The sequence below is a fragment of the Streptomyces aurantiacus genome (assembly GCF_027107535.1).
Lineage (GTDB): Bacteria > Actinomycetota > Actinomycetes > Streptomycetales > Streptomycetaceae > Streptomyces.
Genome location: NZ_CP114283.1, coordinates 6,317,089 through 6,336,822, shown reverse-complemented (window position 1 = coordinate 6,336,822; position 19,734 = coordinate 6,317,089). Strand labels below are relative to the sequence as shown.

The window sequence follows — 19,734 nt, the reverse complement described above, 5'->3', positions numbered from 1 at the left end:
TCCAGGAGCCCTGAACATGAAGAGACGCACCCTGCTCGCGACCGCCCTGCTCGGCACCGTGGCCGCCCCCGGCCTCGCCGGCACCGCCCGGGCGGCCGATCCCGGTCCCTCGGTCACCCAGACCGGCATCACCACACTCGACAGCCAGGCCATCTTCTTCGTCTCCTACGACGGCCTGGTCAACAACAACTCGTTCCAGAAGAACGGCCTGCTGACCTACAAGGGCTACCAGTACGCCGTCTGGTACACCGCCGACCGCAACGCCGTCGTCGGCCGCCGCGTGCTCGGCGGGAGCACCTGGTCGACCGTCAAGGTCGGCCACACCCTGCGCTACAACGACTCCCACAACGTCATCTCCATGGGCGTCTCCAAGACCGACGGCCGCCTCCACCTCAACATGGACTCCCACAGCGACGGCTTCACCTACGTGAAGTCGGTGGCCGGGCTCATGGACAACCCCGCGGGCCTGACCTGGACCACGAGCCGGTTCGGCGCGCCGCAGTCCACCCTCGACGGGCTCGCGCTCACCTCGCAGTTCACGTACCCGCAGTTCGTCTCCATGCCCGACGGAAAGCTCCAGCTCAGCTACCGCGCGGGGATCTCCGGCAACGGCCGCAACGCCATCGCCGAGTACAACGGCACGTCCTGGACGAACCTCGGCGAGTGGAGCAGCTCCACCGGCACGTACAGCAGCGAGCACGGCTCCAGCACCGTCCGCAACATGTACCTGCACGGCATCGACTACGACAGGAACGGGCGGCTGCACTCCTTCTTCACCTGGCGTGAGCAGAACGGCGCGGTGATGTGCAACGGCGGAGGCATCACCAACCACGACACGGGCTACGTCTACTCGGACGACCGCGGCCGCACCTGGCGCAACGACGCGGGCACGGTCGTCGGCACGACCGGCGCCTCCGACAAGGTCGCCGTCACCGACAGCGGTCTCGTGGTCGACGCCCTGAACCCGGACCACTCCCTGATGAACCAGGAGAGCCAGGCCACCGACTCCGCGGGCCGGCCGCACGCGATCATCAGCTACGTGCCGGGCCGCTTCGGCCAGTGCACGACGAACTACGTCACCAACCGGACGGCGAACGGCCGCGCCTTCCACGTGCGCAGGACCGCCACCGGCACCTGGCGCAAGACCGAGATCCCGGTCGCCCTGAACTCCAGCCAGCGCACCCGACTGGTCCTCGACAAGTACGACAACGCGTACGCGGTCATGCCCTTCGGACGCATAGTCGCCGCGTCCGCCGCCTCCGGTCACACGGACTGGACGACGCTGTTCGACGCCAGCGGGCTGAACGCCTTCGGCGAGGTCGTCGTCGACGAGACGCGGATCGCCCAGGACGGCGTGCTGTCCATCCTGTACCAGGTGAAATCCAGTGGGACGACGCCCTCGGCGCTGCGCGTGGTCGACTTCCGACTGCCTGCGTGACGCCGGTCCGTCCCGGGTGGGCGCGCGGGTTAATGTGACTGCGTGCCCACCACTCTCCCCGTTCCCCCGGAGGTAACCGCCTGATGGCCCAGTCGGTGGGTATCAAGGACGTCGCCCGAGTCGCCGGAGTCTCCGTCGGCACGGTCTCGAACGTCATCAACCGCCCGGACACGGTCGCCTCCGAGACCCGCGCCCGCGTGCTCTCCGCCATCGACCGGCTCGGCTACGTCCGCAGCGAGTCGGCCCGGCAGCTGCGCGCCGGACGCAGCCGCATCATGGGCCTGCTCGTCCTCGACATGGGCAACCCCTTCTTCGTGGACGTGGCACGCGGCGCCGAGCGGGCGGCCCGCGAGACCGGGCTCGGCGTGATGGTCTGCAACAGCGCGCAGAGCGCCGGCGAGGAGGCCGACTACCTGTCGCTCTTCGCCGAGCAGCGGGTACGGGGCGTCCTGCTGACCCCCGCCGACGCGACGGGCCGCAACATAGAGGCGTTCCGGCGCCACGGCATCCCCTTCGTCCTCGTCGACCGGGTCGCCGAGGGAACCACCGAGTGCTCGGTGTCCGTCGACGACGTCGCGGGCGGCGCACTGGCCGTGCGGCACCTGATCGACGCCGGCCACCGCTCCATCGCGTACGTGAGCGGGCCGCCCGGACTCAACCAGGTCACGGACCGCCGCACGGGTGCCCTGAACGCCCTCGCCGAGGCGGGTCTCGGCCCGGAGTGCCTGCGCGAGCTGCCCACCGAGCGTCTCGACGTGGCCGCGGGCCGCGACGCGGGCGCCCGGCTCCTCGGCCTCGCCGACCGCCCCACCGCGGTCTTCTGCGCCAACGACCTGCTCGCCCTCGGCGTCCTGCAGGCGATGTTCGCGGCCGGTGTGAGCGTCCCGGACGACCTCGCGATCGTCGGTTACGACGACATCGAGTTCGCGGCGGCCGCGGCGGTCCCGCTGACCTCCGTGCGGCAGCCCGCCGTGACCATGGGCGCGCTCGCCGCGGAACTCCTCCTGGAGGAGACCGAGGCCGAGACGGCTCCCACCCCGCACGAACACCGGCGCGTGGTGCTCCAGCCGGAGCTGGTGGTCCGGCGCTCCAGCCTCCCGCCGCGCTGAGCGGTCGTTCAGTACGTACGCGACGGCCGGCCTGATCGGCCGTTCAGTACGGATTTCTTGATCCGCGGTCTCGGCTCACCGGAAAACTTGTGCTGAACTGGGTCGCGGCCAGGAACCCGTCCGTCCCAGGAGCCTCTTTTGAGCACCAGTTACCGTCAGCCCGGTGTCGTCCTCAGCGACCGCCGCTTCACCGTGCCCCTCGATCACGACGCCCCCGCCGGGGAGACGATCGAGCTGTACGCCCGCGAAGTGGTCGGGAGCGACAAGGCGCACCAGGACCTGCCCTGGCTGGTGTACCTCCAGGGCGGCCCGGGCTTCGGCGCCAACCGCTTCGTCGGGAAGCAGGCCTGGCTCGGCCGCGCCCTGGAGGAGTACCGCGTCCTGCTCCTCGACCAGCGAGGCACCGGCAGCTCCACGCCCGCGAACCGGCAGACGCTCCCGCTGCGCGGCGGCCCCCGCGAGCAGGCCGACTATCTCGCGCTGTTCCGCGCCGACTCCATCGTCCGCGACTGCGAGGCGATCCGCCCGGCCGTCACGGGCGGCGCCCCCTGGGCCGTCCTCGGTCAGAGCTTCGGCGGATTCTGCGCGACCCACTACCTCGCCACCGCGCCCGAGGGGCTCAGCACGGCGCTGATCACCGGAGGGCTGCCCACCCTCGACGGGCACGCCGACGACGTCTACCGGGCCGCCTACCCGCGCATCGAGCGCAAGGTCGCCGCCCACTACGCGCGCTACCCCCAGGACGTCGAGCGGGCCCGGCGGATCGCCGAACACCTTCTGCGGCACGAGCCCGTCCTGAGCGGCGGCTACCGGCTCACCGTCGAGGCCTTCCAGTCCCTCGGCATCCTCCTCGGCGGCAGCGAGGGCAGCCACCGCCTGCACTACCTCCTGGAGAACGCCTTCGTCCGCACCGCCCAGGGCCCGGCCCTGTCCGACGCCTTCCAGGAGGAGGTCCAGTCCCTCCTCTCGTTCGCCGGGCATCCCCTGTACGCGCTGGTCCACGAGGCCTGCTACGCCCAGGGCGAGCGCCCCACGTCCTGGTCCGCAGAGCGGGTCCGCGCCGACTTCCCGCAGTTCGACGCGGCCAAGTCCCTCGCGGGTGACGGCCCGGTGCTCTTCACCGGCGAGTCCGTGCACCCGTGGACCTTCGACTGCGACCCGGCCCTGCGCCCCCTGCGCGAAACGGCCGACCTCCTCGCCGAGCGCACCGACTGGCCCTCCCTGTACGACGCCGGCCGCCTCGCCGCCAACGAGGTCCCCGTCGCCGCGGCCGTCTACCACGACGACATGTACGTCGACACGGAGCATTCCCTGCGGACGGCCCGCACGATCCGCGGCCTGCGCACCTTCGTCACCGACGAGTTCGAGCACGACGGGGTACGGGCGGGCGGCCCGCGTGTCCTGGACCGTCTGCTGGCCCTCGCACGCGACGAGGCCTGACCGAACGGAACGCACTCCTTCACTCCGCGGGTCCCCGGCAGGGGGCGCGGGGCCTTGACGTGCGCGGCTCCGCCGCGTGGGCACGACCGGTCCGGGGCGGCCCGCATTCCGCCAACACCCAGGTCACATAAGCGCATAATCGGGGTCATGACCGAGCCGACGAACGACCAGCTCAAGCCCATGCCCGAGGACTGGAAGCGGGCCCTCGCGGTGGTGGCCCACCCGGACGACCTGGAATACGGCTGCTCCGCGGCGATCGCCGCGTGGACCGACGGCGGCCGAGAGGTCGCGTACGTGCTCGCGACGCGCGGCGAGGCCGGCATCGACACCTTGGAGCCGGAGAAGTGCGCCCCGCTGCGCGAACGCGAGCAGCGGGCCAGTGCCGCGGTCGTGGGCGTCAGCGAGGTGGAGTTCCTCGACCACAAGGACGGCGTCGTCGAGTACGGCACGGCCCTGCGCCGGGACATCGCCGTCGCGATCCGCAGGCACCGGCCCGAGCTGGTGATCACCCTCAACCACCGCGACACCTGGGGCGGGGTCGCCTGGAACACCTCCGACCACGTGGCCGTGGGCCGGGCCACCCTGGACGCGGCCTCCGACGCCGGCAACCGCTGGATCTTCCCCGAGCCGGGCCTGGAGCCCTGGGACGGTGTGCGCTGGGTCGCCGTAGCGGGCTCCAGCACTCCCACCCACGCGGTGGACGCGACTGCGGGCCTGGAGCGCGCGGTGCTCTCCCTGCTCGAACACCGCACCTACATCGAGGTGCTGACCGACGAGGACCCCGAGACGTACGTACGGTCCTTCCTGACCGGCTTCGCGCAGAGCGCGGGCGAGCGGTTCGGCGGCAGGCCGGCCGTGTCGTTCGAGCTCTTCAGCAGGTGAGCGCCCCCGGCCGGTGATCAGCACGGGCGCGCGCTGCGTAGGGTGGGGGACATGCGAGACGAACCCGGCAGCACGGCGCCCGCCCGTGGCGAACTCCAGGCGGACTGTGCCCAGTGCTTCGGGCTGTGCTGTGTCGCGCTGCCCTTCGCCGCCTCCGCGGACTTCGCCGTCGACAAGGCCGCCGGCAGCCCGTGCCGGAACCTGCGGACGGACTCCCGCTGCGGCATCCACACGGAACTGCGGCAGCGGGGCTTCAACGGCTGCACGGTCTACGACTGCTTCGGCGCCGGCCAGAAGGTCTCACGGCTGACCTTCGGCGGCGAGGACTGGCGCCCGGGTTCATCCGAGCGTGCCCGGCTGATGTTCGACGTGTTCCCGGTCGTACGGCAACTGCAGGAGCTGCTCTGGTACCTCACCGAGGCACTGGACCTGTCCGCCGCCCGCCCGATCCGGTCCGAGCTGCGCCGCGCGCTCGACCGCGTCGAGGCACTCACCCGCCAAGGTCCCGAGCAGCTGGTCGAGTTGGACGTGCCCGCGGTCCGCCAGGAGGTCAACGTACTGCTGCTGCGCACCAGCGAGCTGGCGCGTGCCGGAATCGGCGGAGGCAGGAAGAAGGACCGCCGGGGCGCCGACCTGATGGGCGCCCGGCTCAAGGGCGCCGATCTGCGGGGCGCCAACCTCCGCGGCGCGTACCTGATCGCCGCCGACCTGACGGGCGCCGACCTGCGCGGGGCTGACATGATCGGCGCCGACCTGCGGGACACCGACCTCACGGACGCCGACCTGACCGGCGTCCTCTTCCTCACCCAGCCGCAGGTCAACGCTGCCAAGGGGAGTGCGGGCACCCGGCTTCCGGCGTCATTCATCCGCCCCGGTCACTGGACACCCTGAGGCCCGCGCACCTTGGGGCACGTCCCGCGCGGGCCGCGCCCCTGGGGCCTGAGGCTTCGCGGGTGCGGCGGGCGAGCGCCGGTCCAGGCGCAGCGTCAGCCCCTCCGGCATCAGCGTGAGCCGTTCGGCGACCCGCAGCCGGTACGCGGGATCCGGCCGCAGCTCGTACCGGCGCAGGAGCAGTCCCAGGACGAGGGTCGCCTCGTGCAGCGCGAACTGCCGCCCGATGCACGCCCGGGCACCCGTGCCGAACGGCTTGAAGGTGTGGGCGGGCCGGGCCCGTATCGCCCCCGGCTCGAAACGATCCGGATCGAACCTCTCCGCGTCGGGCCCCCAGGCCTCGGGATCGCGGTGCAGCAGCGGGATCAGGACCAGGGCCCACGCGCCCGGGCGCATCGGATGGACACCGCCCAGGACCGTGTCCTCGCGGGCCTCGCGCGCGAAGGCGGGTGCCGTCGGCCACAGCCGCAGCGACTCGTCGAGCACGCGCCGCACGTACCGAAGTCTGGCGACCTGGTCGTAGGCCGGTTCCGGGGTGTCTCCCCAGACGCGGTCCACCTCGGCGCGGGCCCGGGCGGCGATCTCGGGGTGCCGCGCGAGGTAGTGCAGGGCGAAGGAGAGCGCGCCGGACGTCGTCTCGTGGCCCGCGATCAGGAAGGTGATGACCTGACGGCGGACGTTCTCGGGCGTGAGTCGCTCCCCGGTCTCCGGATGGGCGGTCTCCAGCATCCGGTCCAGCAGGTCGCCCTCCCCGGCCGGGCCGCCGAGCCGGGCCTCGACCACGGCGTCCACCGTGCGGTTGAGAAGCGCCACGTCGGCCGCGTTGCGGCGGGTGGCCGCACGCATCAGCACCGGCGCCAGCGGCACGGGCACGACGTTGAGGCGCTGCGCGTACAGCAGGGCGCCCACCATGGCCGTGACGAAGGGGTGGGGCCGGGTGCGTTCGAAGGAGTCGAAGTCGTGGCCGAAGCCGGTGCGGGCGATCGTCTCCAGCGTCAGCTTCGTCATGTCACCTGGTACGTCGACGGCCCGTCCCGCGGCCTGTTCGCCGTCCCAGCGGTCCGTCAGCCGGGCGGCCACGGCCAGCATCATCGCGTGGTAGCCCTCCATGGCCTCGCGGCTGAAGCCGGGCGCCAGCACGTCGTGCGCCAGCTGCCAGTTCGGCTCGTGGTTGTACGCCGTGAAGAGGCCGTCCCCCGCGACGGGCCGGAGGTTGGCGACTCCCAGGCCCACGTGCTTGGCGAACCGGGACTCGTCCGCCAGCTCGCCCGCCAGCTCCGAGCCCCACACGAAGACGATCTCCTTGCCGAACCCCTTGCGCCGGAAGATCGGTCCGAGCCTTCGCCCGACGGCCAGCGAATCCTGCAACGGCGTACGGAGGTTGGTCCCGAGGGCGTCCCCGACCAGGGGCACGCGGTACGGCGGACGCGGGATGCGGTGCAGCTCGGGCCAGCCCAGCTCGGCGCTGCGGAACCCCTTCACCGGCATGTTCTTGTCCGTGCCCGCCATCACGCCATCTCCCCTGTGCCGTCGGCCGGTTGGGCTTGTTGTACGCGAATTCAATAGCGTCCGCCAGTGTGATCCCGCTGTTGAACCGACGTCAAGTAAGGTGCGGGCATGGCCGCCAACCAGGGGGAGCGCACGCGCCGTCGGCTCAGCACGGCGGAGCGGCGGGAACAACTGCTCACGGTCGGCGCGCGCCTGTTCTCGGAGAGCCCGTACGACGACGTCTGGATCGAGCAGGTCGCCGAACTCGCGGGCGTCTCCCGGGGGTTGCTGTACCACTACTTCCCGACCAAGCGGGACTTCTTCGCGGCCGTCGTGGAGCGCGAGAGCGAGCGGATGCTGCGGGTCACCGCCGCCGTGCCCGGGGTCCCCGTGCGGGAGCAGATCGACGCGGGGCTCGACACCTTCCTGGAGTACGTCGAGAAGCACGCGCACGGCTTCCGCGCCTTCCACCGGGCGGAGGCGGCGGGGGACCAGGCCGTCCGGAAGGTGTACCGGGAGACGCTCGCCGCCCAGCAGCGGCAGATCCTCGAAGCGCTGGCTGCGGACCCCGAGACCGCGTGGACCGAGGAGGACCTGCCGGCGCTGCGGATCGCCGTGCGGGGCTGGCTGGCCTTCATGGCGGCCGCCTGTCTGGAGTGGCTCAAGGAACCGGGTCTCTCCCGGGACCAGGTGCGCGAGCTGTGCGCACGGGCGCTGCTGGGAGCCGTCACTCGGTGAACTCGTCGTTACAAAGGTGTCGTCGTCGGCGCCGCGTGGTTGGCGTACACCCCGAACTTCGGTAGGTTAGGCAAGGCTTACCTAAGGGAGGTTTTGGGATGGGTGACCGTCACAGCTGGACGGCCGCGCCGACCACGGCGCAGCGTGCCCGGTCGGTGCTCGCCGCGGCGTGGTCCTGCGCGGTGACCGCGGAAGGCGGCCGGGAGGAGTTCATCGGCGTACACACCGTCGCCGAGGACGGCCGGGTGCTCCTGCACCTGCCGGACGACAGCATGCTCACCACGGCGGCGATCTGCGCGCCACGCGGAGAGCCGTCCGCCGTCCTCGAGTTCGCCGACGTCGCGCCCGTCCCCGTACGCAACCGGATCCGCGCGCGCCTGTGGATGGCGGGCTGGTTCGCCCCCGAGGACGGACATCTGGTCTTCCACCCCACGCGCGCCGTGCTGCGCGAGCCCGGTGGGGCGGTCGTCGTCGACCTCGGCGAGTTCGCCGCGGCCGAGCCCGATCCGCTGGCCCTCGCGGAGGCGCAGCTGCTCACGCACCTGGCCGACTCCCACCCGGACGCCGTCGAGCGGCTGACCCGCCTCGTCGAACGGGACAGTCTGCACGGCGCCGTCCGGGTCCAGCCGCTCGCCGTCGACCGCCACGGACTGACACTGCGCATCGAGCGCGCCCGCGGCCACGGCGACGTGCGGCTGGCCTTCCACCGGCCCGCGGACGACGTCGGGCAGCTCACCGAGCGCATGCACGTCCTGCTCACGCAGGCGAGCGCCGCGAGTTGCCCGCGTGCGTTGCAGCGGCAGCGCACGGAACGCGACGGGTGACGCGAACGCACCCGTCGCGAACGGCGGCAGGGGTCACCAGTCCCCGTCACCGACCGGCTTGCCCGGCGCGTCACCCAGCGGCTTGACCTGCTGGGGCGACGGCGGCTGCCACGGGGTGTGGTCGTCGCCGATCCAGTCGCCGACCGGCGCGACCGCGCCGAGCGCGTCCGTGGGGTCGAGATCCGCGGCGTCCTGGTCGTAGTAGTCGAACCAGGGCAGCCCCGCACGGGTGTAGGCCGCGCGGTCCACGGGAGACGGCGGAGGAGCCTCACCGGTGATGCGCCGCCACTCGGGCGGGGTCACGAGGTGCACGAAGACACGGCCGGCCGCGGTGGTCGACCAGTCGGACAGCGGGCGGTCGTCCTGGTAGACCTCCTGGCGCATCGAACCGCCGACACCCAGGCCCATCGCCGCCGCGGCCCGGGGGGCGGCCGCCGGGGCGCCCGCCGTTCCACCCGGCCGCGGCATGGCACCGGGCGCGGCCATCGGGGCCGCCATGGGAACCGCGGCACCGTAGCCGCCCGTCGCCGACATGCTCCGGTGACGCGCGGCCGCCTCCGCCAGCCGGCGCTGCTCCTCACGCCACGCGTGCAGTGCGGCCTCCTTCAGCGGGAACGACTGCAGCTGTACGCCGCCCCACACCTCCTCGCCGGTGACCTGGCCCTCGACGGTGGCACCCAGGCCGAGCGGGACCGCCACGAACTGACGGACCGTGCCCTTCCCCGAGTTGATGCCGTCGAGCCACGGCTGACGGGGCAGCACCACATAGTTCTGCGGGTCCCGCGCCGGCCGGGAACTCCACGGCTTGCCGGAGACCGCACACACCTTGCCGACACCCACCTGAAGGGCGGCGGGTTCCGTCGTGCCGCCGAAGCTCAGCCACATCGCCTCGCGCAGGTACACCGGCAGCATCACTCCACCGCGCGCCAGCCACTCGGCGGGCACCGTGTCCGGGTAGTCCTCCACGCGTCGCAGGGGAAAATCGCCGAGCCCCGGAGGCAGTGCGTGCGTACCCGTCTCGGGCAGGCGCAGGGTGCGGATGAACCGGACCCGCACCCCACCCGGCAGCAGCAGTGTGTTCCCGTCGATCCGCACGGTGCCGTCGGCCATCCGTACTCCCCTTGTCTCCGCGTGGGCACGTCGCCCAGCCGTCGCCGTGCAGACACGTCACACGGCGCTCAGTACGTCACGTAGCACGACTCGACGGGGCCGGCCGGTTCCGCCGTGAGGGACGCAGGCGCCGGCCGAGGCGGTCGAGCCGGGGCATGCGCTCGCGCTGTTCACGTGTGCAGCGGTCCAGTTCCTCCAGGAGCCGGCGCGAGCGGTGCTCCATGTCGAGTTCGTCGAGCATCCGGGTCACCTCGGTCAGTACGGCCCCGTACAACTGCCACTGACGTGCGTCCCGCTGCACCTCCTCCAGCAGGAGCTGGGCCAGTTTGTCGCGGGTGGCGGTCGCCGCGGTGAGTTCCGAGGCGAGCCGGGCCTCCGCCGACTCCGCGCTGCGGCTGACGTCGGTGGTGACCAGCACGGCGAAACTGACCACCGCGTCACCGACCTCGGACAGGAGCTGTTCGAAGGCCGCCCCGGTCCCCGGCTCGAACAACGGCTCGGGGGCGCGCTCCTTCGAGAGGTCGGTGAGGGTACGGGCGAGCACCCGCAGCACCACCGTGCAGATCTCCAGCGTGTCGAGGCCGGTGCGCAGGACGACCCGGTGCAACAGCCCCTCCCGCACGCGCGGATTGAGCCGCACACTGTCCTCGGCCTGCTTGAGGGCCGCGTCCACGTCGACGATGTCGTGGTCGAGCTGCCGCGCCTCGTGGAGCCTCGCGGCCGCGACGGCCACCCGTGTGCGGCCGGCCGCCTCCTCGCCGACGTGCAGCATCAACCGCCGCATCCGGCGCGCCAGATCCTCGATGGACTCCCCGGCGGCGCCGACCCACACCGGGGGAGCGAACAGCAGATTGCAGCCGAGCCCGACCACGGCCCCGATCACCGTCTCCAGGATCCGCGCCCAGGCCGTGTCGCCGACCCGGGTGACACCGAGGACCAGCATCGCGCTGATCGCCACCTCGGGCACGAACTCGCTGACCCGCACCAGGTGCCCGACGGCCAGCGAGGCCAGGATGAGCAGCCCCAGGCTCCACCAGGTCAGCCCCACCAGAGCACTGAAGCCGATGGCGACGAGGACACCCGCCACCACGGCGTTCACGCGGCGCACACCGGTGGTGAGGGTCGCGTAGAGGGTGACCTGGACGACGAGGAGCGCGGTCAGGGGAGCGGTGAGCGGGGCGGCCTCGGGGCTGAAACGCAGGGCGACCACGTACGCGACCGTCGCGGCCGCCGCCGATCGGACCGTCTGGACGATCACGGGCTCCTGGCGCCACTTCGCCACCTGGGCACTGCCGGCAGCCCACACTTCACGTACATCTCGCATCCCTGGGCACTTCCCGTTCGACGGCCGCACCGAACGTATCCGGAGGATGCAGCTCCGTGGGCGCCTGGTGCCGCCCGGGGCTGCCCAGGAGGAGAGGCATCATGATCGACTGTCTCCCTTCGTGGCTTAACCAAAATCCATTGGCCCTCTGTCGATCTGCTACTTAGGCTAGGTCATAACCTAGTCACCCTAGGTTTGACTCCAATGCCCACGACTCGTCAGGAGACCCCGCCATGAGGCCGCTCACCGAGCAGGACATCCGCGGTTCCTTCGTCAACTGCTCCAAGGGAGAGGCGAAAAGGCTGGCTGTACCCCGGGACCTGGAGGAACGACCGTGGGACGACCTGGACTTCCTCGGCTGGCGCGATCCCGGGGCACCCGACCGCAGCTATCTGGTGACCGAGCGGTCCGGCCGGCTCGTCGGCGTGGCGCTGCGCTTCCCGTCCCGGCAACGGGGCTTCCTGCACCGCAGTATGTGCTCGCTGTGTCTGACCACCCACCCGGGGAACGGCGTCTCGCTCATGACGGCACGCAAGGTGGGCACGGCCGGGCGCGAGGGCAACTCGGTGGGCGTCTACATGTGCGCGGACCTCGCCTGCTCCCTCTACGTACGCGGCAAGAAGCTGCCCGGTCCGGGATCACGCTTCGAGGAGAGCCTCACCGTGGAGGAACAGATCGACCGCACGACGGGCCATCTGTCGGCCTTCCTGGACCGCCTGCAATCCTGACCGGCCGGCCGGAAGGGCGACGGACGGCGGCGCGTCGGCGCACCGCGGTCCGCCGTCGTCGCCGGGCACCGCTACGCGTCGTCGTCGTGCTCCGCGCCGGAGTCGGCGCTCGGGTCCGTGTTCGACAGCCTCAGGGCGAGGGTGCGCAGAAGCTCGGTGCTCTTGATTTCGGAACGGCCCGTGTCGTGGATGTCGGCGAGCTCCGAGAACAGGAAGGCGAACGCCCCCACCAGCGAGATCGCCGCGGGCATCAGCGCGTCGATGACGGCCTGCCCCGCCTCGGCGGGGGTCGCGTCACCGGGGACCTCGACCGACGGGAACACCTCGGTCACCAGTCTGCCCAGCTGGGCCTCGCCGGCGTCTATGTCCACCTCGGCGTCCTCGTTGAGCCTGCGCACCATTTCCTGGGTCTCCGTCAGGACACCGATCGCTCGGAGGATGATCTCGCTCTGTTCCATGCGCCGGAGCCTATGCGCTCCGCCTGGGTTGCGGGTCGAGGTGCGGGGCGTTGTGCCTCGGGTGCGGGTTCGTCGTGGCTGGGCGCGCAGTTCCCCCCGCCCCTTCAAGGGGCGCGCTTCGCTCGCCTCTTGAAGCGTCGAGACGTGGAGCCGCCCTCTTTCGTACCCTGTACCGGGGCTGCGGCCCGGGGCGTGGTTCGGCGGGGCGACGGGGCGGGGTGGGGCGGTATGCCGGAGGAACGGACCGGACGGATCCTGGAGGCCGCGGGTGTTTCCGCGGGCCGCCTCGTCCATTGTCGTCCCCTCAGCGGTGGGACGTACAACACCGTGGAGGAACTGCTCCTCGCCGACGGCAGCCGGTACGTACTGAAGACCCCGCCCCCGCACACCGCCCCCGGCCTGAGTCACGAGCGTGAACTCCTCGTCTCGGAGGCGGAGTTCTACCGCGCGGCCGGCACGGTCGAGGTGCCCGTGCCGCGCGTGGTGGGTGTCTCCTTCGACGCTTCCGCGCCGACAGGCCGTCATCTGCTCATGACGGCCTGTCCGGGCGACATGTGGGACGACAGCCCTGACCCGGACGAACAGGCCCTCCTGCGCACGGAGTTGGGCCGCCAGGTGGCCCGCCTTCATGAGGTGTCCGGTCCCGGGTTCGGCTATCCGTCCGGCGCGCTCGGCCCGCTGTCCGCCGACTGGCGGTCGGCCTTCACCGGCATGTACGACGCCGTCCTGGACGACGCCCGGCGGTTCGGGGCCTGGCTGCCGCGGCCGGTGGAAGAGGTGGCCCGCACGGCCGGTTCCGCCTACGGCGACCTCGACGAGGTCGTCGTACCGCGTCTGGTGCACTTCGACCTGTGGAGGGGGAACATCCTGGTCGAAAGCCCGGCGGGCGGCCCGGACCCGGCCCGTCCCGATGGACCGAAGATCGGCGGTCTGATCGACGGCGAGCGCATGTTCTGGGGCGACCCCCTGGCGGACTTCGTGTCACTGGCACTGCTCGACGACATCGAAAAGGACCGCGACTTCCTGACGGGGTACCAGGAGGAGGGCGGACGGGCCGAGTTCACCGGCTCGGCCCGTCGTCGGCTGGCCCTCTACCGCAGCTACCTCTACCTGATCATGCTCGTCGAGACGGTCCCCCGTGCCATGGGAGAGCAGCATGACGCCTGGCTCCGTGACACGGTGGCCCCGGAACTCGTCGCCGCCCTGGACGAGGTCGCCCACTGAGCTCAGGCGGCCCTGCGCTGCCTCCCGCGGTGCTCCCGGATGATCTCCGCGTACCGGCGCCCGCTTCCCTTCACCGTGCGCCGCTGCGTCCGGTAGTCGACATGGACGAGCCCGAACCGCTTGTCGTAGCCGTAGGCCCACTCGAAGTTGTCCAGCAGCGACCAGGCGAAGTAGCCCGCCAGGGGAGCCCCCTTGCGGACGGCTGAGGCGCAGGCCGCCAGGTGCTGTTCCAGGTAGTGGGTGCGCTCGGGATCGTCGACCGTGCCGTCCGGGCGTACGACGTCCGGATAGGCGGAGCCGTTCTCGGTGACGTACAGCTTCCTGGCGCCGTAGTCGTGCGTGAGGCGCAGCAGCAGATCCTCGATGCCGGAGGCGTCGATCTCCCAGTCCATGCCCGTGCGAGGAACACCGTCGCGGCGGACGGCACGGGCGTACGGGGCCGGGCCCGTCGGGTCGTCGGCGACGGCGGACGGGAAGTAGTAGTTGAGCCCGAGCCAGTCCAGGGGCTGGGCCATGGTCGCCAGATCGCCCGCCCGCTCGGGCAGTTCGACGCCGTACACCTCACGCATGTCGGCCGGAAAGCCGCGGCCGTGGACCGGGTCGAGCCACCAGCGGTTGGTGTGGCCGTCCATGCGCCGGGCCGCCGCGATGTCCTCGGGGCGCTCGGTGGCGGACTCGACGCCGGAGAGGTTGTTGACGATGCCCACCTGGGCGCCGGGGGCCGCGGCGCGGATCGCCTGGGCGGCGAGGCCATGGCCGAGGAGCAGGTGGTACGAGGCGCGGACCGCCGCCGTGAGGTCCGTCAGGCCCGGGGCCATCCGTCCCTCCAGGTGGCCGATCCAGGCCGAGCACAGCGGCTCGTTGAGCGTCGTCCAGTGCTGGACGCGGTCGCCGAGGCGCTCGGCCACGGCGGCCGCGTACGCGGCCAGGTGGTGAGCGGTGTCGCGCTCGGGCCAGCCGCCCCGGTCCTGTAGCACCTGCGGAAGATCCCAGTGGTAGAGCGTCACCGACGGCGTGATGCCCGCCTCCAGGAGGCCGTCGACCAGCGCGTCGTAGAAGTCGAGCCCCTTGGCGTTGGCCGGACCGTCGCCGCCGGGCACGACCCGCGGCCAGGCGACCGACAGCCGGTAGGAGCCGGTCCCCAGCTCCTTCATCAGGGCGATGTCCTCGCGCCACCGGTGGTAGTGGTCGCAGGCGACATCGCCGTGGTCGTCGCCGTCCACCCGCCCCGGTGTGTGCGAGAAGGTGTCCCAGATGGAGGGTGAACGGCCGTCCTCGGCCACGGCACCCTCGATCTGGTACGCCGAGGTGGCCGTGCCCCACACGAAGTCCTGGGGGAGCGCGGCGAGGTCGATGGTCACAGAAGTCCTCTCAGCGGAAGGCGAGTCGGTCAGGAGGGGCGAGCCGGTCACTTGACGGCCCCGGCGGTGAGCCCGGCGACCAGATACCGCTGGAGCAGCAGGAACCCGGCGACCACGGGGACGCTCACCACGAGCGAGGCGGCCATGACCTGGTTCCAGTACACGTCGTTCTGCGTGGCGTATCCCTGGAGGCCGACGGCGAGCGTGCGGGTGGTGTCGTTGGTCATCACCGACGCGAACAGCACCTCGCCCCACGCGGTCATGAACGCGTACACGGCGACCGCGACGATCCCGGGCACCGCGGCGGGCACCACGACCCGGAAGAGCGCGCCGAGCGGCCCGCAGCCGTCCACCATCGCGGCCTCGTCGAGATCGCGCGGCACCGACTCGAAGTAGCCGATCAGCATCCAGATCGAGAACGGCAGCGAGAACGTCAGGTACGTGAGGATCAGGCCGGCCCGTGAGCCGAAGAGCGCGATGCCGGTGGCGTTGCCGATGTTCACGTAGATCAGGAAGAGCGGGAGCAGGAAGAGGATCCCGGGGAACATCTGGGTGGACAGCACGGTCACGGTGAAGAGGCGCTTCCCGTGGAACCGGTAGCGGCTCACCCCGTACGCGGCGAAGATCGCGATCACCACCGAGCAGACCGTCGCCGCGCCCGCCACGATCAGCGAGTTGACGAAGTACTTCGCGAGGGGAACGGTCGACCAGATGTCGATGTAGGGGCGGATCGTCAGTCCGCTCGGCAGCCAGCGGAACTCGCCCGACACGTCCTGCAGCGGCTTCAGCGAGCTGGACACCATCACGTACACCGGCAGCAGGACGAATCCGGTGAGCAGGGTGAGGAAGATCCGGCGCGACCAGAGGAAAGAGCGTGGCGCGGCCATCGGCGAGCGGGGCGCGGTCATGGGCGTTCTAGGCATCGGCGGCGCTCCGTCCGCGTGAGGTCAGGGCCAGATAGACACCCGTCACGACCAGCAGGAACAGCAGGAGCAGTACGGACATCGCCGATCCCGTCCCGAAGTTCCACGTCACGAACGACGACTGGTAGATGTGGATCGAGATCAGGTCGGCGGCCTCCGGAGCCGCCTTGCCGAACAGCACGTAGGGCGTGTTGAAGTCGTTGAACGTCCACAGGAAGAGCACCAGGACCAGCACCTGGTTGACCGGCCGCAGCGACGGCAGGGTGACGCGGCGCAGCTGCTGGAGCATTCCGGCCCCGTCGATCGAGGCCGCCTCGTACAGCTCCCTGGGGATGTTCTGCAGGCCCGCCATCACGATGAGGAAGGCGAACGGCCAGCCCTTCCACACGGACACGACGAGCAGCGCGACGAAGCTGTTGTCGCCGATCAGCCAGAAGGACGGACTGTCGGTGAGGCCCAGCTGGTCGTGCAGCACGTGGTTCACCAGGCCGTTGTCGCGCTGGAACATGAACGCCCAGGTGATGACGGCCGCGTAGACGGGCAGTGCGTAGGGGACGAGGAAGACCGCGCGCAGGAAGCCGCGGCCGCGGAACGACTCCTGCATGTAGACCGCGGCCGTCGTGCCGAGCAGCCAGCACAGGCCGACGGAGAGCACGGTGAAGGCGCAGGTCACGAAGAACGAGTGCAGCAGCGCCTCGCCGACGGGCGCGTCGAAGTCCACGGAGAGGCTGTAGTTGTCGAAGCCGGCCCAGGGCGCGGCGCCCCAGTCGCGGATGTAGAACTGCGTGAGCTCCTTGAAGCTCATGACGATGCCGATCACCATCGGCACCAGATGGACGAGGAGTTCGAGAAGCAGGGCGGGCAGCAGGAGCAGATACGGCAGGGCCACACGGCGTACCCGCCCGGTACGGCGGCGCGGGGTGGGCCCCGTCGCACCGGGCAACGCCCGCTTCCCGACCGCGGGTTCAGCGGTCACGGTCATGGAGCGCTCACTTCTTCGGCATCTGCTGCTGGGCCTCGGAGAGCTTCTCCTTCACCGAGGCGGTCGTCACCGGGCGCCCGGCCGCCGCGTCCGCGAAGAGCTCCTTCACGGCCGTGCCGACCGCCGTCTCGAACTGGGACTCGTTCGGCACCTGGGGCAGGGGGGCGGCACTCTCGGCGAGGGTGTCCCGGATCACCTTCAGGGCGGGGGTGTTGAACGCGGGGTCCTCCTGGGCGGCCTTGACCGGAGGGATGGACCCGTACGTCCTGTTGAGCGTCTTCTGCTCGGCGTCGCTCGTCATGAACTTCACGAACTTCAGGGCGCCGTCGGTGTTGTCGGTGTTCTTGAAGACGGCCATGTTGATGCCCGCCACCATCGAGTTGACGGCCGTGCCGTCGCCCGGAGCGCCCGACTGGACCGGCACCGGTGCGACCCCCCACTCGTCGTCGCTCATCCCGTGGGCCTTGAGCGTGGCCGCGGCCGTCTGCCACAGCACCATCGCCGTCTTGTCCTTGGCGAAGTCCTTGAGGGACTGGTTCTGCGCGTACTCGGCGTTGCCGGGTGCGACGACCTTGTCCCGGCCCATCAGGTCGACGTACTGCTTGACCGCCGCCACGGCACCGTCGGAGGTGAAGTCGGGCTTGCCGTCGGCGTCGAAGAAGTCGGCGCCGTGCTGCTTGCCGAGGACGAAGACGTGGTGGATGTTCTCCGACGGGTTCGCCCCCTCGGCGCCCAGCGCCCACTTGCCGTCCCTGGAGATCTTCTTCCCGTCGGCGACCAGTTCGTCCCAGGTCGCGGGCGGTCCGGAAACTCCCGCGTCCTCGAACATCTTCTTGTTGTAGTAGAGGGCGTACGCCATCGAGTAGAGCGGAACGGCCGCGGGGTCCGAGCCGGTCGCCCCCGCGGAACCGAGCGCCGACTCGACGAACCGGTCGCGGCCGCCGATCCGGTCGAAGTTCTTGTCGTCCCACGGCAGCAGGGCCCCCGTCGCCTGGAGGGAGGCGGACCAGGTGTTGCCGATGTTGAGGACGTCGGGGCCCTGGCCCGACGTGGTCGCGGCGAGAATGCGGTTGAGGAGATCGGACCAGGGGATGACCTCCAACTTCACCTTGATGCCGGTCTGTTGCTCGAACTTCTTGAGCTCGGGCGTGAGGATCTTCTTGTCGGCCTCGATGCTCGGGCCCTGGTTGGAGGCCCAGTAGGTGAGCGTCTTCGGCGAGTCGTTGGACCCGCCGTCCGTCGACGAGCCACCGCCGCAGGCGGTCACGGCGGCCAGCAGTGAGACGGTGACCGCGCTCGCGGCGGTGGCTCGGGTTCTGCGCATGACGTCAGGCGTCCCTTCCGGAGGGAGAGCAGGAGGGCGCCGAACGTTCACTTCCCGAACGCCCTCACGGCTTAATTTAGGACGTGAGTTAAGACCCGGAAGGAAGTCGCGTCAAGGGATCGCACAGCTGTATCTTGCAGGTCGGGGGTCCGGCGGGAAGGAACCACATGGCGGGGCGGAACGGGCGCACGGTGCGTGACCTGCGAAGGGGCAATCGCACGGCCGTGCTGAGACGGCTCTACTTCGACGGACCGATGAGCCGCTTCGAGCTGGGGCCGGCCACCGGGCTGAGTTCCGGCTCGATCAGCAACGTCGTCGCCGAGCTCGTCGCCGACGGTCTGGTGGAGGAGGCGGGCAGTGTCGACTCCGACGGCGGCCGGCCCCGCACCCTGCTCCGGGTCGCCCCGGCCAGCGGCCACATGATCGGCGTCGACGTCGGCGAGACCCGTGTCCGGGTCGAGCTCTTCGACCTCACCCTGACCGAACTCGCCCGCACGGAAAGGCCGTTGGAACACCAGGGCTACGACGTGGACGTCATCGTCGGCCACATCCGGGACGGCGTCGCGGAGGTCCTCGCCGCCGCCAAAGTCGCCCCCGAGCGCCTGCTGGGTGTCGGCATCGGCGTCCCCGGCATCGTGGAGCGCACCGCGGCCGAGGGCGCCGTGGTGCACGGCCAGACCATCGGCTGGCCGTCCGTGCCGCTGGAGTCCCGCCTCCGTGCCGCGTGCGGGCTACCGGACTCCGTCCCGTACTTCACCGACAACGGAGCCAAGACCCTCGGCCAGGCCGAGATGTGGTTCGGTGCCGGACGCGGCGCGCACAACGCCGTCGTGGTCCTCTTCGGCTCCGGCGTCGGTGCCAGCCTCGTCTCGGACGACGTGGAACAGGGCCGGGCCGTGGAATGGGGACACCTCACGGTACGGGTCAGGGGGCGCCGCTGCCGCTGCGGGGCGCTCGGCTGTCTGGAGGCGTACGCCGGGGCGGAGGCCCTGCTGGAGCGCTGGGAGGAGGCGGGAGGGCGACCGCCGCGGGGTGTCGACGAGGAGACCGCGCTGACCGCCATGCTCGCCGCCGCCTACCCGGCCGAGGGCACACCGGCCGACCCGGTGGCGCTGGCCGTGCTGGAGGAGACGGCCGAGTACCTGGGCGCGGGTCTCTCCGACCTGATCAACCTCTTCCAGCCGGAACGCATCCTCATCGGCGGCTGGGCCGGCCTCCAGCTGGGCTCCCGCTTCCTGCCCGCGGTACGGGCCCACGCCGTCTCGTACGCTCTGCGCCACCCGGCCGAGAAGGTCACCATCGAGCTCGGTGCCCTCGGCCCGGACGCGGTCACGGTCGGCGCGGCGATCCTTCCGCTGGCCGACTTCTTCGCGCACGGCGGACGACGAGCGGGCACGGGACCGGGGGACACACCCCCTCCCGCGTGGCGCGCGGCCATCGAGGAACGCGCTCCCCACTGACGCCCGGGGGTTTGGCGGGGCCTGTCGGCA

General features: G+C 71.2%; 18 protein-coding genes. 10 read left to right on the top strand and 8 right to left on the bottom strand.

Features of this window, described 5'->3' with window-relative positions:
* The first annotated feature begins 16 nt into the window (after positions 1-16).
* From O1Q96_RS30390 to O1Q96_RS30370, 5 genes are all read left to right on the top strand, one after another.
* Entirely contained in the window at positions 17-1,438 is a 1,422-nt protein-coding gene (locus O1Q96_RS30390; RefSeq protein WP_269251205.1) for a BNR repeat-containing protein, read from the top strand.
* Between the two features lie 83 nt (positions 1,439-1,521).
* Positions 1,522-2,547, top strand: coding sequence for a LacI family DNA-binding transcriptional regulator (locus O1Q96_RS30385; RefSeq protein ID WP_269251204.1), 1,026 nt, complete (start codon positions 1,522-1,524; stop codon positions 2,545-2,547).
* Positions 2,548-2,685: 138 nt separating this feature from the next.
* The gene (locus tag O1Q96_RS30380) at positions 2,686-3,987 is read left to right on the top strand and encodes an alpha/beta fold hydrolase (RefSeq protein WP_269251203.1); all 1,302 of its coding nucleotides are present in this window, start codon (positions 2,686-2,688) and stop codon (positions 3,985-3,987) included.
* Between the two features lie 147 nt (positions 3,988-4,134).
* Entirely contained in the window at positions 4,135-4,869 is a 735-nt protein-coding gene (locus O1Q96_RS30375; protein WP_269251202.1) for a PIG-L deacetylase family protein, read from the top strand.
* A gap of 51 nt (positions 4,870-4,920) precedes the next feature.
* Entirely contained in the window at positions 4,921-5,760 is an 840-nt protein-coding gene (locus O1Q96_RS30370) for a pentapeptide repeat-containing protein (RefSeq protein WP_269251201.1), read from the top strand.
* Here the strand turns inward: O1Q96_RS30370 and O1Q96_RS30365 are convergent.
* The gene (locus O1Q96_RS30365; RefSeq protein WP_269251200.1) at positions 5,728-7,269 is read right to left on the bottom strand and encodes a cytochrome P450; all 1,542 of its coding nucleotides are present in this window, start codon (positions 7,267-7,269) and stop codon (positions 5,728-5,730) included. The genes O1Q96_RS30370 and O1Q96_RS30365 overlap by 33 nt on opposite strands.
* A gap of 108 nt (positions 7,270-7,377) precedes the next feature.
* On the opposite strand from O1Q96_RS30365, the gene O1Q96_RS30360 reads away from it, so the two are divergent.
* A complete protein-coding gene (locus tag O1Q96_RS30360) occupies positions 7,378-7,986 on the top strand; it encodes a TetR/AcrR family transcriptional regulator (protein WP_269251199.1) in 609 nt (202 codons plus the stop codon).
* Positions 7,987-8,084: 98 nt separating this feature from the next.
* A complete protein-coding gene (locus tag O1Q96_RS30355; RefSeq protein WP_269251198.1) occupies positions 8,085-8,810 on the top strand; it encodes a DUF2470 domain-containing protein in 726 nt (241 codons plus the stop codon).
* A gap of 33 nt (positions 8,811-8,843) precedes the next feature.
* Here O1Q96_RS30355 and O1Q96_RS30350 read toward each other — a convergent pair whose 3' ends face one another.
* Entirely contained in the window at positions 8,844-9,920 is a 1,077-nt protein-coding gene (locus tag O1Q96_RS30350) for a hypothetical protein (protein ID WP_269251197.1), read from the bottom strand.
* A 76-nt stretch (positions 9,921-9,996) separates the two neighbouring features.
* Positions 9,997-11,244, bottom strand: coding sequence for an FUSC family protein (locus O1Q96_RS30345; RefSeq protein WP_269251196.1), 1,248 nt, complete (start codon positions 11,242-11,244; stop codon positions 9,997-9,999).
* A gap of 233 nt (positions 11,245-11,477) precedes the next feature.
* Between O1Q96_RS30345 and O1Q96_RS30340 the strand changes: the two genes are divergently transcribed.
* Positions 11,478-11,972 (top strand): FBP domain-containing protein, encoded by a 495-nt coding sequence (locus tag O1Q96_RS30340; RefSeq protein WP_269251195.1) that lies wholly within the window; start codon positions 11,478-11,480, stop codon positions 11,970-11,972.
* A 71-nt stretch (positions 11,973-12,043) separates the two neighbouring features.
* On the opposite strand, the gene O1Q96_RS30335 is transcribed toward O1Q96_RS30340, so the two are convergent.
* Positions 12,044-12,430: a hypothetical protein gene (locus O1Q96_RS30335; RefSeq protein WP_217453263.1), complete on the bottom strand. Its 387-nt coding sequence runs from the start codon at positions 12,428-12,430 to the stop codon at positions 12,044-12,046.
* A 228-nt stretch (positions 12,431-12,658) separates the two neighbouring features.
* On the opposite strand from O1Q96_RS30335, the gene O1Q96_RS30330 reads away from it, so the two are divergent.
* Positions 12,659-13,654: a phosphotransferase family protein gene (locus O1Q96_RS30330; protein ID WP_269251194.1), complete on the top strand. Its 996-nt coding sequence runs from the start codon at positions 12,659-12,661 to the stop codon at positions 13,652-13,654.
* Between the two features lie 2 nt (positions 13,655-13,656).
* Here O1Q96_RS30330 and O1Q96_RS30325 read toward each other — a convergent pair whose 3' ends face one another.
* Genes O1Q96_RS30325 through O1Q96_RS30310 form a run of 4 tightly spaced genes read right to left on the bottom strand, consistent with a single transcriptional unit; the run spans position 13,657 to position 18,244 of the window.
* Complete coding sequence (locus O1Q96_RS30325; protein ID WP_269251193.1) at positions 13,657-15,015, bottom strand: GH1 family beta-glucosidase; 1,359 nt, start codon at positions 15,013-15,015, stop codon at positions 13,657-13,659.
* Positions 15,016-15,062: 47 nt separating this feature from the next.
* Positions 15,063-15,923: a carbohydrate ABC transporter permease gene (locus O1Q96_RS30320; protein WP_269253780.1), complete on the bottom strand. Its 861-nt coding sequence runs from the start codon at positions 15,921-15,923 to the stop codon at positions 15,063-15,065.
* A gap of 7 nt (positions 15,924-15,930) precedes the next feature.
* Positions 15,931-16,920 carry a carbohydrate ABC transporter permease gene (locus O1Q96_RS30315; protein ID WP_269251192.1) on the bottom strand — a complete coding sequence of 330 codons (990 nt, stop codon included), beginning with the start codon at positions 16,918-16,920 and terminating at the stop codon, positions 15,931-15,933.
* A 7-nt stretch (positions 16,921-16,927) separates the two neighbouring features.
* Entirely contained in the window at positions 16,928-18,244 is a 1,317-nt protein-coding gene (locus O1Q96_RS30310; protein WP_269251191.1) for an ABC transporter substrate-binding protein, read from the bottom strand.
* A gap of 167 nt (positions 18,245-18,411) precedes the next feature.
* Here O1Q96_RS30310 and O1Q96_RS30305 point away from each other — a divergent pair, with 167 nt between their 5' ends.
* Complete coding sequence (locus O1Q96_RS30305) at positions 18,412-19,704, top strand: ROK family transcriptional regulator (protein WP_269251190.1); 1,293 nt, start codon at positions 18,412-18,414, stop codon at positions 19,702-19,704.
* The last annotated feature ends 30 nt before the right edge of the window (positions 19,705-19,734 follow it).